At 58.1% G+C, this 11,869-nt stretch carries 12 protein-coding genes and 1 tRNA gene; 7 read left to right on the forward strand and 6 right to left on the reverse strand.

What is annotated here, in order from left to right:
- Genes ASD54_RS15690 through ASD54_RS15700 form a run of 3 tightly spaced genes read left to right on the forward strand, consistent with a single transcriptional unit; the run spans window position 1 to window position 2,398 of the window.
- Window positions 1-819 (forward strand): ABC transporter permease, encoded by an 819-nt coding sequence (locus ASD54_RS15690; RefSeq protein ID WP_062555566.1) that lies wholly within the window; start codon window positions 1-3, stop codon window positions 817-819.
- Window positions 819-1,562, forward strand: a complete 744-nt coding sequence (locus ASD54_RS15695; RefSeq protein ID WP_062555567.1) for an aspartate/glutamate racemase family protein — start codon at window positions 819-821, stop codon at window positions 1,560-1,562. Before ASD54_RS15690 ends, ASD54_RS15695 begins: the two co-directional genes overlap by 1 nt.
- Entirely contained in the window at window positions 1,559-2,398 is an 840-nt protein-coding gene (locus tag ASD54_RS15700) for a GNAT family N-acetyltransferase (RefSeq protein WP_062555568.1), read from the forward strand. The genes ASD54_RS15695 and ASD54_RS15700 overlap by 4 nt, the downstream gene beginning before the upstream one ends.
- Here ASD54_RS15700 and ASD54_RS15705 read toward each other — a convergent pair whose 3' ends face one another.
- Window positions 2,399-3,229, reverse strand: a complete 831-nt coding sequence (locus ASD54_RS15705) for a universal stress protein (RefSeq protein ID WP_062555569.1) — start codon at window positions 3,227-3,229, stop codon at window positions 2,399-2,401.
- Between the two features lie 356 nt (window positions 3,230-3,585).
- On the opposite strand from ASD54_RS15705, the gene ASD54_RS15710 reads away from it, so the two are divergent.
- Window positions 3,586-3,813 (forward strand): helix-turn-helix transcriptional regulator, encoded by a 228-nt coding sequence (locus tag ASD54_RS15710; RefSeq protein ID WP_062555570.1) that lies wholly within the window; start codon window positions 3,586-3,588, stop codon window positions 3,811-3,813.
- Between the two features lie 350 nt (window positions 3,814-4,163).
- Here ASD54_RS15710 and ASD54_RS26840 read toward each other — a convergent pair whose 3' ends face one another.
- The gene (locus ASD54_RS26840; protein WP_162249588.1) at window positions 4,164-4,631 is read right to left on the reverse strand and encodes a hypothetical protein; all 468 of its coding nucleotides are present in this window, start codon (window positions 4,629-4,631) and stop codon (window positions 4,164-4,166) included.
- 79 nt (window positions 4,632-4,710) lie between these two features.
- Between ASD54_RS26840 and ASD54_RS15715 the strand changes: the two genes are divergently transcribed.
- Complete coding sequence (locus ASD54_RS15715) at window positions 4,711-6,159, forward strand: glycerophosphodiester phosphodiesterase family protein (protein WP_162249589.1); 1,449 nt, start codon at window positions 4,711-4,713, stop codon at window positions 6,157-6,159.
- Between the two features lie 235 nt (window positions 6,160-6,394).
- A complete protein-coding gene (locus ASD54_RS15720) occupies window positions 6,395-7,435 on the forward strand; it encodes a hypothetical protein (protein ID WP_062555572.1) in 1,041 nt (346 codons plus the stop codon).
- Between the two features lie 25 nt (window positions 7,436-7,460).
- Here ASD54_RS15720 and ASD54_RS15725 read toward each other — a convergent pair.
- From ASD54_RS15725 to ASD54_RS15735, 3 genes are all read right to left on the reverse strand, one after another.
- Window positions 7,461-7,537 (reverse strand) — tRNA-Met (locus ASD54_RS15725).
- Window positions 7,538-7,682: 145 nt separating this feature from the next.
- Window positions 7,683-8,879 (reverse strand): tRNA 2-thiouridine(34) synthase MnmA, encoded by a 1,197-nt coding sequence (gene mnmA, locus ASD54_RS15730; RefSeq protein ID WP_062555573.1) that lies wholly within the window; start codon window positions 8,877-8,879, stop codon window positions 7,683-7,685.
- A gap of 153 nt (window positions 8,880-9,032) precedes the next feature.
- Window positions 9,033-10,160 (reverse strand): mechanosensitive ion channel domain-containing protein, encoded by a 1,128-nt coding sequence (locus tag ASD54_RS15735; RefSeq protein ID WP_062555574.1) that lies wholly within the window; start codon window positions 10,158-10,160, stop codon window positions 9,033-9,035.
- A 123-nt stretch (window positions 10,161-10,283) separates the two neighbouring features.
- Between ASD54_RS15735 and ASD54_RS15740 the strand changes: the two genes are divergently transcribed.
- Window positions 10,284-10,700, forward strand: a complete 417-nt coding sequence (locus tag ASD54_RS15740; RefSeq protein ID WP_062555575.1) for a DUF1810 domain-containing protein — start codon at window positions 10,284-10,286, stop codon at window positions 10,698-10,700.
- Window positions 10,701-10,702: 2 nt separating this feature from the next.
- Here ASD54_RS15740 and ASD54_RS15745 read toward each other — a convergent pair whose 3' ends face one another.
- Window positions 10,703-11,728, reverse strand: coding sequence for a Tim44 domain-containing protein (locus tag ASD54_RS15745; RefSeq protein WP_062555576.1), 1,026 nt, complete (start codon window positions 11,726-11,728; stop codon window positions 10,703-10,705).
- Between the last annotated feature and the right edge of the window lie 141 nt (window positions 11,729-11,869).

The following is an 11,869-nucleotide window of genomic DNA, read 5'->3' on the forward strand; positions in this document are numbered from 1 at the left end:
ATGTATGCAGACAAACGCTCCCGCGAGTTCTATATCCTGGCCTTATTCTTCGCGATCTTCGTGCTGTTTCTCTATGGGCCGCTATCGGCCATCGTCATCCTCTCGTTTCAGGGCGAGAACGGCGGGCTCACCTTTCCGTTGAACGGCGTCTCACTGCACTGGTTCGCGAACTTGCTGGAAACCCAGGCCGTGGGCGATTTCGGCGGCTCCTTCCGGCGCTCGGCGGCGCTTGGCCTGATGGTCATGGCCGTCACGGTTCTGGTGTCGCTTCTGGCGGGCCTTGCCTTTCGCCGCAAATTCATCGGCGCAACCGCGCTCTTCTATTTGTCCATCGCCAGCCTTGTGGTCCCGTCGATCATCATCTCGCTCGGGATTGGCGTCATGTTTCAGCAGGCAGGCGTACAGCCCGCGTGGTTCTCTTCGGCCTTCGGCGCGCACCTGACCTGGACCCTGCCGTTCGGCGTGCTGATCATGTTCGCCGTGTTCAACCGCTTCTCGCCCTCTTACGAAGAAGCGGCGCGAGATCTGGGCGCAACCTCCTGGCAGACATTCCGCTATGTAGTTTTGCCGATGATCGCGCCATCGCTGGTCGGTGTCGGCCTGTTCGGCTTCACGCTCTCCTATGACGAGTTTGCACGAACGCTGATGACATCCGGCACCTACAATACGCTGCCGCTGGAGATTTATGGTATGACGACCAACGTCACGACGCCGGTTCTTTATGCGCTCGGCACCGTGACAACCGTTTTCTCTTTCCTCGTGATTGCCGGAACACTCGGTCTGATCGCCCTTCTCAACCGCCGCAGGACACGCGGCTGATGAAGATCCTGCTCGTCAATCCAAACACCACAGCCAGCATGACTGCGACGGCAGCCCATGCCGCGAGGCTGGTTGCAGCCCACGGCACCGAGGTCGTCGCAGTCACATCGTCCATGGGGCCGGTATCGATCGAAGGCTACTATGACGAAGCGCTTGCCATTCCCGGCCTGCTGATGGAAATCGCAGCGGGTGAAAGATCTGGCGCGCAAGCGGCCATCATCTCCTGTTTCGACGATACGGGGCTGGATGCCGCCCGCGCCTTGGCGAACATTCCGGTCATCGGCATCTGCGAGGCGGCGCTCGCCGCCGCCTCCTTCATCGCCCAACGCATTACGATCGTCACGACAATGGAGCGCTCGCGCCTGCCACTCGAACATCTCGTCCATCGCTACGGCATGGCGGGACGCACAAAGGTGCGGGCCGCCGATATCCCGGTTCTCTCTCTGGAAGACCCCTCCTCCAATGCCCGCGCCAGACTGTGCCAGCAGATGGAAATGGCACTGCGCGACGATAGGGCCGAAGCCATCGTTCTGGGATGCGCAGGCATGGCGGACCTGACGGCGGATCTGCGCAAGGAGTTCGGCGTGCCGGTAATCGACGGCGTGGCCGCAGCCGTGAAGCAGGCGGAATGTCTCATCTCGCTTGGTCTCACCACGTCGAAGATCGGCGCCTATGCACCACCGATCCCCAAACCCTATCTCGGCGCTCTGGCCTCTTTTGCCCCGGAAGCGATGCTGGCATGAGCGAGCCGCACATCCGCAATCTGAACCTTTCCGACCTGCACACCCTGCTGGACTGGGCAAAGGCAGAAGGATGGAACCCCGGCCTTGATGATGCCGAGCCCTTTTTCGCCGCCGATCCGAACGGCTTCTTCGGCTGTTTCGTCGACGGAAAGCTTGCCTCGGCGATCTCTGCCGTGCGCTATGGCGAGACATTCGGCTTCATCGGTCTCTACATCAGCCATCCGGATTTTCGCGGGAAGGGCCTGGGCCGACGCGTGTGGGATCACGGCATGGCCTATCTCGAAGGCCGGACGGTGGGACTGGATGGGGTGCCGCAGCAGCAAGCCAATTATGCGCGCATGGGCTTTGAGACCCGATACAATACGATACGCTGGAGCGGGTCTTTCGATAGGAATACCATCGTCTCGCCAAAGGTAATCGCGCTTGATCCGTCGGCCTTCACAGAGATTGCGCAATTCGACCGACGCGCCTTTCCCGAAGAGCGAACTGCGTTTCTGGGCGCATGGATCGCCCCTCCGCATCAGGCCTTAGGAATCGTAACGCGCGGCAGGCTCTCCGGCTACGGGGTGCTCCGTGCCTGCCATCAGGGTTTCAAGATCGGACCGCTTTTTGCCGAAACGACCGAGGAAGCGCTTCATCTCTTCGCGGCGCTGGCTCAACTGGCGCCGGGCGCACCGATCCATATAGACGTGCCTGAAGACCAATCGGCATTTGGTGAATACCTTCAGGGGCTTGGCTTCACGCAAGGCTTTACCACGGCAAGAATGTATAGAGGCGTTCCTCCCCGCCTGGAAGAACGCCTCGCTTTCGGTGTCACCACGCTGGAACTGGGCTGATCAACGAGCGATCAGCACCGGAACCTCGCATTCCTCCAGCATCGACTGCGTAACACCACCGAAAACACGCTCGCGCAGCCGTGAATGCCCATAGGCCCCCATGACGATCAGATCGGCACCGACCTCAAGCGCGTGACTGTTGAGAACGTCCTGCACGCGGCGCCCGCCGCTCGGCAGTTGATCCACCACCACATTCACTCCGTGGCGCGCGAGATAGGCCGCCATGTCGGCGCCCGGCTCCCCGCCATTGGCGAGATAGGTGGCATCCGGATCGACCACAACGAGATGAACCGCCTCCGCATGCTGCAGGAGGTCCATGGCCTCTCGCGCCGCACGGCCCGCTTCCGGCCTTGAGTTCCAGGCAAGCAGCACTTTGCGGACCTTGGCGGCAGGCTTGTCCGTCGCCGACGTCAAGAGCAGCGGACGCTGCGCTTCGAAGACTGCACCATCCACGACAGCAGAGAGAAGGGCCGAATTTTCACGCGTCTTTTCACCAAGCAGCACGAGGTCCGCGTAAAGGGCATGCCGATAGATAACATCCGCCGCAAAAGGTCGCTCGGTATAGAAGTGCTCGATATCGTAGGGGATATTGGCAATATCGAGGGAATTCCTGGCTTTATCGGCAGTGGACTGCAGCGCTTTCATGTCCTCGACACGCTGATCGAGCCATACAGTGCCAACCGGGTAGTCGCTGAGCGTCGGTGTGATGGCGATGTCCATCACGAGAACCGTAAGATGGGCGTCCATTTGCAGCGCCAGTTCAATCGCCTTGGCGAGATCCGTTTCCTGGTCGCGATTTCCAATAACGGAAAGAATGGTCTTGAACGACATGACATACTCCCTTGCAGCGCCGGGATCCGAGGGCCTGCCGCCCCCACATGTCCCAGCTGATGTGCCTATCTTACACGCGCCGGATTGTGACGAATTGATCTTCATCAAGTGAAGCTGAGCAACAGTCCGAATCGGAAATTTCATGGGCTGGCGGGAACCATTTGGCCACTGTTGCGTCTTGAGGTTCACGCTCTCGTCACGAGCGGGCCATATTTTTGCTTGGCCTGATGAATTTTAGAGACTACTTATGTGACGCCGCGTAACGGTCCGTGACCGGCGCCGCATCCTTTAGGACTGACACGAGGGCTATCCTGCCCCATTTGCCGAACAAGATCGGCACTACCGAAGGAGTATTCATGACGATCTCTCAAACCAATTTCGAAAATAACCGTGCAATTTCCATTGCCGAGACAATCGCCACCGCGCGCAAAGCAGCAGGTTATAGCCTCGACGATATGGCGATCACCACCGGATTAACAGTCAGCGAACTCTCCGCTCTGGAAGACGGAAAGGATGTAGATCCTGCCCGACTGAAGCGGGTAGCTGCTGCCCTCCAGCTGCAAGGCATTTCCAGCGATCACTAAAATCGTCCCTTGAAAAACGATTTCACGAAAATTTGATCACTGTCGAGCGGGCTATGTCCCGCTCGTTCTATTTCTGAACCGAGCTTAGTTACAGTCATCATCATAAGCGAATTCGCCATTCTTCTCCGAGGCTTCTGTGCAAGTCTCAGGCCTGAAACATTTCGCTAAAATACATAAACACGCACGAATTTACGGAATTGCGCGCAGAATGTGCAATAAAATGCCTGAAAATGTGCTCTGTGAATCAAATTTTATTCAAATTTTAAGTTGATTACGACAGCGACCGCTTTTATGGACCTCGCCATCATGAGGCAGCGGAAAAGTATAAATCGCTAATTTAAATAGCAATCTCAAACAAAAAATATGTAAAATCGAAATAAGAAAGCAGCAAATATGAAAAATATAAGTTTTCTTTCGCCAAGAAACGTTAACGCGGACACTCTCAATCCTGACGTCGGACAACGTGAGACCGGTCCAAGCAATCCGCCTTCAAGCCAGGGAGGCCCATCTTCAGGAGGTCGTGGATCTTCACGCACAGCCTCCGCAGGCGATGGAGGCCGCCCGTCCCAGAGCTCTCCATCCGGTAGAGGTGGAGCCAGCAGCGCCAGCGGACGAACCACGACCGCCAGCACCGCCGGTGCCAGCAGTTCGAGACGGATCCTTCCCACCGGAACGGCCCGAAGCCCGGTTTTCAGCAGATTGAGCGCGACGCCAAATTCCAATGACACGCCCCAGACACCTGGAAACGGGCTAAACAAATTCACGCCGGTCACCAATTTTACCGGCAATCCTCCGATTGATGAAACATCGGAAACCAAGATCCGGGAATGGGTCGCCGGTGGAGGGAAATCCGATTGGCCACCAAGCTACGGCCTGCCGCCAAGAGCGGTCGACAGATTGACCACGATTGCAGGCGAACGGGGCTACGGCAAGAACCTGTTCATGACGCCGTCAGAAGCAGGTACTATGGCGGGCGGCCCCGACACAATGCGCAAGCAGGTGGTCGCTCATCGTGGCCTTTTCGACAATTCGCGCGGCATCATCGAAAACTCGATCAATTCAGCAGAAAATGCGCGCACCCATAATTTCCGCGGCATTGAACTTGATCTGCGTTCATCCAAGGACGGCGTAGCCTTCCTGATGCACGACGAAACAATCGGGCGCGTGACCAACGATGCGCGCAACCGTGCCATTTCGGATGTGGATAGCAAGGAATTTGCCGGGATGCCGCTCAGCATCTGGAACCCGGTCACGAACGAGCGCACTTCGGCAGTGACCGCAGACGGTAAGCAGCAATTTCCGGAAACGCTGCAGAGCGTCATAGACTATGTTCGCAAGACAAAGGCGGATACAAAGGATGCTGATGCGGTCAACATCATGCTGGACCCGAAGGACGAGAAATCTTCCCTCGTCGCCGTCGAAATGCTGTCACGTCCCGAAAACGCGGACGTAAGAGGCAATATTGGCATCAAGATCTACGCGAAATACATGCCGGATTCGACCACCGCGCAGGCCAACCTCCGCGGGGGTGCGTCGCCACTGCTTGAGGAATTGCAGAAGGCCGATGCCAAGATCGAGAAGAGCCAGAACCCTTATTCCAACCTGAAGCTCATCCCGGTCCTGACCAACCTGTCTGAAGTGGTCAATCCGGCATCCCCCAATCTGATCTGGACACAGGGCGCAAGATGGCTGGACGGCGTGAAGACGCTTGGTGACGTTCCCATGGTCGAGGTTCTTCGATTGAAGGGCGCACCGAACATGGAAGAGATGACAAATACCGTTACCCAGTTCCGCGCCATGCCGGGCAACGACAAGATTCCGATCACGGAATCCAACATCTCAGAAGCGGTGTCGGTGAATGGAAAGCCATTCTACTACTCGCATCAAGGGACCATGATCGAGCTGCCCAACCGTCCGGATATGGATCAACGCCGAACATTTGGCGCTCTGCAGCCCTATTCGCAGATCATCACATCCGACAATCCGTTCATTGAAATGCTGGCAGAACCAACACCACTGAAGGATGCCGATGGCGCCTTCAGTGGCATGGATCTCAACGCGCTGGCCCATGCGGACAGCAATCCGGCTTCTGCGCTCGGCGCACCACCGGATTTCCTCGGCAAGCCAAGCTGGTCGAACAATGGAGATCATCGCCGGCGTCTGGTGGACGACAGCAGTTGGGCAAAATACTCACCTGGAGGTAACACCGGCCCCATTGGCGGTGGCCAAGGTGGCGGCCAGGCACCAAACCCCGGCGGCCCCGGGATTAAGCTGCCGCCAGGTGATGGCGGAGGCAATGGAAAAGGCACGGAACCCGGGCAGCCAGACCCCGGCACAGGACAGTAGTCCTTCAAGAGCCAACAGGCAAAGCGGGATGGATCTCTTCCGTCCCGCTTTCGATCCTGCCGCGCAAGGGCACACGGCAGACATGTTAACAATTATGGTTGATTTTCTATAATCGAAGATCTACCATCAATAAACATTAGATATGCATGAATTTCGTCCCATTTCATCATCGGGACCTGACAGATATAGTTGTAGCGGTCGCTACTCTGATCTTCATCGCCGGAGGATAACCTCCATGAATCTGAATAATGAATCGCCCCTGTCTGGGGAACGCGCGCAATCACCTGAGGCGCAACCAACAGGAACGAGCGACCAGACCCGCACCGAAGAGACGACCGGCGGTCGAATCCAGGTGCGACAACTGGATCCGGCAAGCTCCCGCCGTGTCTTGCCGGGCCTGACATCCGGTCGGGACGGTGAGTCCGGAGACTCGCTCCGGGATCCAACCAAAGCAGATGGTATCGGCATCAGAGATCAATCACGCACCCTTGGCCCTGCCTCGGATGCGCAGGGCCAGACTGTCGGCACTCACAGCATGGAAAGGCCGGACATCCATTCCGGAAGCGGCGGGCATCGTCAAGGCCGCACCATCTCGCGCGTCGGCCTGCCGTCGCCGGGCGTCATTTCAGGCGGATGGCCAGATGGTCATAACCGTTCTGATATGGGCAAGGGCAACGAATCCTCCGGAGATTCGGCAGCGTCCGCTCCTGAGAGGCACCAAGACAAGGCTGCTCCGCTGGGACAGATCAGCCCGATACGCCCGACCGATGGCTCGGCTGGCACCCCCGCCCTCCCCGAAGGCAGTTCGAATACCCCTATGATTGGCAAAGACACCCCAAGGCATTCGAAGTACGAAGGAGTGGCAACGCATCATGCGTCGCGGCACATCTCGCCGACGGAACAGAACTCCATGACGAGGGTGCTCCTGTCGATACCACGTTCTCAGGCACCCTTGAGCAGATCCGGGATTGCTGCGCACGAACCGCATATGCCAATGGCTAATTCGGCTGGATTGCCAGCAGTTCTCCCAGCGAAAGCCGGTATGACCGCTTCCTTCCTCTCTCCAGCCAAGGGACGAACCCTGTTCAACAGTCCGGACCAGACCAGGATGACCGGTGATGAGAGCGCTTCGTCCGGGGAAGGCAGACCTCTCAATGCAGACATTTATCCAATACGACCGGTGACATACCGCCGTAAATGCAGAAGGCCCGACGGCTGTGTCCTGAAGGCTGGCGACACATCATTCTGTGATCGCTGCATCACGCCGGATCTTTAAGGTTTCATCAAAATTCGGGGAGAAATGGTAGCGGGGGGCGGACTTGAACCGCCGACCTTGGGGTTATGAATCCCACGCTCTAACCACCTGAGCTACCCCGCCACACTCGCGCAACCTGCTGGCATCTGGTTTCATGCCCGGCGCGATGTCGGGCTTATAAAGGGATGCTCCGGGCAAAGTCAAGCGCGCTTGTGACAAAATCGCAGAGGCTTTTCATGGAGCGTCACCACACCTGTGGAGAGGCTGTTCAGGCCGCTGCAGATGCCGAAAGAAGTGCCTTGAGAGAGGCTTCTGCCTCGGCTGCCCGTTCAGACCGTTCGATGAAACCGCCACCCCAGACCCGCGCATCAGGCCCTTCTGCCGAATACAGTACGCAGGCCTGACCGGGTGCGACACCTGCTTCGCCCACCAAAAGATCCACGTAGATACCACGCTCGTCCACATGAAGCGTCGCCGGTGTCGGCGGGCGGGTGGAGCGAACCTTGGCGAAGCACTGGAAACCCTCCCGGGCATCTTCGGCCAGCCCGGCATCGCCGATCCAGTTCATGTCGCGCAGATAGACCCGGTGCGTATCGAGCGCCTCGCGCGGACCAACGATGACACGACGGCCACGGGCATCGAGATAGATCACGTAGAGGGGCTCGCCCGTTGCAACACCGAGACCCTTCCGCTGACCAATCGTATAGTGCAGGATGCCGTCATGACGGCCAAGCACGCGTCCGTCCATGTGCACGATGTCGCCAGCAAGCGCCGCATTCGGCTTCACCTTGTTGATGATGTCGGCATATTTACCCTGCGGCACGAAACAGATGTCCTGGCTGTCTGCCTTTTTGGCAACAACCAGTCCCATCTCTTCGGCAAGGGCGCGCACTTCGGCCTTGGACATGCCGCCCAGCGGGAAGCGAAGATAGTCGATCTGCTCCTGCGTTGTCGCAAACAGGAACCAGCTCTGGTCGCGGTCGCTATCGACGGGGCGGTACAGCGCGCGGCGGCCGGGATTGCCTGCCGTTGGATTGGGGCGCGAACGGATATAATGACCCGTTGCCAGCGCATCGGCGCCCAGTTCCTGAGCCGTGGCCAGAAGATCCGCAAACTTGACGGTCTGGTTGCAGGCCACGCAGGGAATTGGCGTTTCACCCATGGCATAGGCTTCGGCGAACGGGTTTATCACTGTTTCACGGAAGCGCTTCTCGTAATCCAGCACATAATGGGGAATGCCCAGCGTTTCGGAAACCCGACGCGCATCATCGATATCCTGGCCCGCACAGCAGGAACCTGCACGATGAACCGCTGCACCGTGGTCATAGAGCTGCAGCGTGATGCCCAGCACATCATAGCCCTGACGTTTGAGGAGACCGGCAACGACGGAAGAATCCACACCGCCGGACATGGCGACAACAACGCGCGTATCCTCCGGCCTCTTGTTAAAATCCAGCGTATTCACAGGAACTCTCTCGGTCTGGGTTGTGGCGGCTGCGCCTCATCGCGGGCACATCTCATCCGGCAGCGGGATCGGCCACCGCCTCATTCACCCCGCTGATATAGAAAGGAAGCTCCTCAAACGCAAGCTTTCGGACGTTCAGCGCAATCGCTGGAGTCACGACTGCATGACGCGCGTGGCACCATTGGACGCGACGGAGGCGTTGACCGATTGGGTCTCCACGCCCTGTGCGCGCACTTTCGGCAAGCCATCCGGATAGGTTCGTTGAATATAGTCGATCAGTTTCTCACGTACCTCGCAGCGCAGATCGAATGTACGTCCGCCATCGGCTGCGGAAACCAGGATGCGGATCTCCATCACGTTCTCGCGGAAATCCGTGACGGCCACATTGATGACTTGACCATCCCAAAGCTTGGAACCGGTGGCGATCTCTTCGACCTTGCGTCGGATGTCATCGACCGGAACCGTATAATCAAGGTAGATCATCACGGTGCCGATCAGCGCCGCACCTTCGCGGGTCCAGTTCTGGAACGGCTTTTCGATAAAATAGCCAAGCGGAAGGATGAGCCTGCGCCAGTCCCACAGTTTCACGACGACATAGGTGGAGGTGATCTCCTCCACCTTCCCCCACTCCCCTTCCACGATCAGCGCATCGTCGATACGGATTGGTTGGGTGATGGCGATCTGGATGCCGGCAAACAGGTTCTTCAGAACCGGCTGCAGAGCTAGACCCAGCACGATACCGGCAACACCGGCAGATGCCATGAGGGAAACCCCGTACTGCCGCACGGCTGGAAATGTCATCAGCGCCGCCGACAGGGCAACCGCAACGATGAGCGTTGCGGCAACCCGTTCGAGGATGCGCGATTGGGTGACGTGCTTGCGCGCCAGAAGATTGTCTTCCGCATCAAGCTTGAAGCGCCGCAGATAGACTGTCATCCAGATGTGCAAGGCGGTGCGGGCGCTCCAACCCAACAGGATGATGAAGGCGAGAAGCAAGAGGTGCCGGATGAACCCCGCCTGATCATCGGTCAAAGGCGCAATGTTGACGGCAGGGGTCAACAGCCAGACGACGATTGCCAGCCGCAGCGGCCTGCGGTTACGCGAGACCAGGGACCGCCAGAACAGATCCCGCTCCGCCACAAGCCGGGTCAGCAGGCGGAAGACAAGGCGATGGACGAAGTAACCGATGATGACCGCCGCAATGAGAACGATCATGCTCAGCAGCCAGTTCGGTGTCAGGCGGATCAGGGTTTCAATGATGTTTTCAAGTCGCTGTTCCATGCACCCGACCTAGGGTGCAGCGCAGCATTGAAAAGATCAATAGCCTAACAAATCCGTGAGCGACCTCCATGTGCAACCGAAAACGGCAAGATCAGTTTCGTATGATGGACAGGAGGACCACCTATGAGTTCACATGATCTTCAGCGCTTTCTCGATGCTCAACAACCGGTTTATACTGACGCACTCGAGGAGTTGCGCGCCGGTCGAAAGCGAAGTCACTGGATGTGGTTCATTTTCCCGCAAATCGAAGGCCTTGGTCGTTCAGAAACAGCACGGTTTTACGCATTGGCCAACATGGACGCAGCAAAGGCCTATCTCGCCCATCCGACGCTCGGTCAACGCCTGCTGGACTGTACCAACACCATGCTGACCCACAAGCGACGCACGGCACATGACATTCTCGGCTCACCGGACGATCTGAAGTTTCGCTCAAGCATGACGCTCTTCATGGCTGCAAGTGAAAAGGGCTCGCCTTTCGAGCGAGCCCTTCAACAATTCTATGGGGGTGAACCGGATCAGGCGACACTCAGCCGCTTGTGAGATCAATCGGTGCCCTGGATCGCCGAAAGCTTCCAGGCTTCACCCGGCTTGCGGACGAATGTCCAGATTTCCGTGCTTTCGACCGGAGCGGTTGGATCGCCGGAAACAACCTTGCCCGTATTGCGGTTCACCATCACATCGATGCTCTGGTAACGCAGGGCAACCGTGGCATATTCCTGTCCGCTTTCGCGCCAGGATTCCGACAGATCGCCTTGCAGCAACTGCACGTCCTTGACGTCGTTGCGAAGACCCTGCGTCGCGTTCTCACCCAGTTCCTCGGCCAGGTAAGACATGGCTTCCGGCGTCGCGATTGCGCGCAGCTTTGCATAATCTTCAGCGCCATAGGCACCCTGGACGTCCTTCAACAACTGTTCGAACTGATCGAGATCCGCATTGTTGATGCCGATTTCGTCCGTTGCCTGCGAAGCGACCTTCGGGCGTGTCACCGCTGCAGCAGCGGCACCACCGGCAGCACCAGCCGCCATCGAACCCATTTGCGGGATCTTGAAGCCCGCGCCTTGCGCATTCGGAGCCTGATAGGCGTTACGAGCCGCACCCTGCGGCGCAGGCTGCTGACGACGCGCGAACATGCGCATGATCAGGAAGATGATGCCGCCAATCAACAGACCCTGGAACAACAAGCCGAGGAAGCCGGCAAGACCGCCAAAACCATTGCCCATCATCATGCCAAACAGGCCGCCCAACAGCAGGCCGCCCATGATGCCACCGCCGATGCCACCAAACAGGCCGCGACGCGCTTGCTGGCCAGCAGCTTGCTGACCGGCGGCTGCGCCAGGATTGGCAGCATTGGTCTGGGTGTTCGGCGTCATGGAACGCTGCATCGGCGCAGCAGCACCGGGGGCCGTATTCGTCGTAGCAGGTGCATCATAGGTACGCGTGCCGCGGCTGCCGAAACCGCTGGAACCGGCACGACGGGCTTCCGCGAAATCAACGGCGGCCAGAGTCACAACCATGCCAAGTGCCAACACGGAAGCGGCGTGCTTGAAGCGCCGAAGTTTTGCAAACATTTCTCTCTCCTCAAAAACCCGTCCCACGGGCATTACGATCTATATAGAGAGCATCGCGAAAAGTTTTTAGAGGCCGCAAGACGATCTGACGCGGTTTTGATGAATGAAACCTATAACGTGAAAAACCCGGCGGAAAATTCC

Source organism: Rhizobium sp. Root149 (assembly GCF_001427345.1).
GTDB lineage: Bacteria > Pseudomonadota > Alphaproteobacteria > Rhizobiales > Rhizobiaceae > Neorhizobium > Neorhizobium rhizoryzae.

Coding starts and splice junctions, on each gene's coding strand:
- ASD54_RS15740 (WP_062555575.1), top strand. CDS start 10,284: ATGAGTTCACATGATCTTCAGCGCTTTCTCGATGCTCAACAACCGGTT.
- ASD54_RS15695 (WP_062555567.1), top strand. CDS start 819: ATGAAGATCCTGCTCGTCAATCCAAACACCACAGCCAGCATGACTGCG.
- ASD54_RS15690 (WP_062555566.1), top strand. CDS start 1: ATGTATGCAGACAAACGCTCCCGCGAGTTCTATATCCTGGCCTTATTC.
- ASD54_RS15700 (WP_062555568.1), top strand. CDS start 1,559: ATGAGCGAGCCGCACATCCGCAATCTGAACCTTTCCGACCTGCACACC.
- ASD54_RS15735 (WP_062555574.1), bottom strand. CDS start 10,160: ATGGAACAGCGACTTGAAAACATCATTGAAACCCTGATCCGCCTGACA.
- ASD54_RS15745 (WP_062555576.1), bottom strand. CDS start 11,728: ATGTTTGCAAAACTTCGGCGCTTCAAGCACGCCGCTTCCGTGTTGGCA.
- ASD54_RS15710 (WP_062555570.1), top strand. CDS start 3,586: ATGACGATCTCTCAAACCAATTTCGAAAATAACCGTGCAATTTCCATT.
- ASD54_RS15720 (WP_062555572.1), top strand. CDS start 6,395: ATGAATCTGAATAATGAATCGCCCCTGTCTGGGGAACGCGCGCAATCA.
- ASD54_RS15705 (WP_062555569.1), bottom strand. CDS start 3,229: ATGTCGTTCAAGACCATTCTTTCCGTTATTGGAAATCGCGACCAGGAA.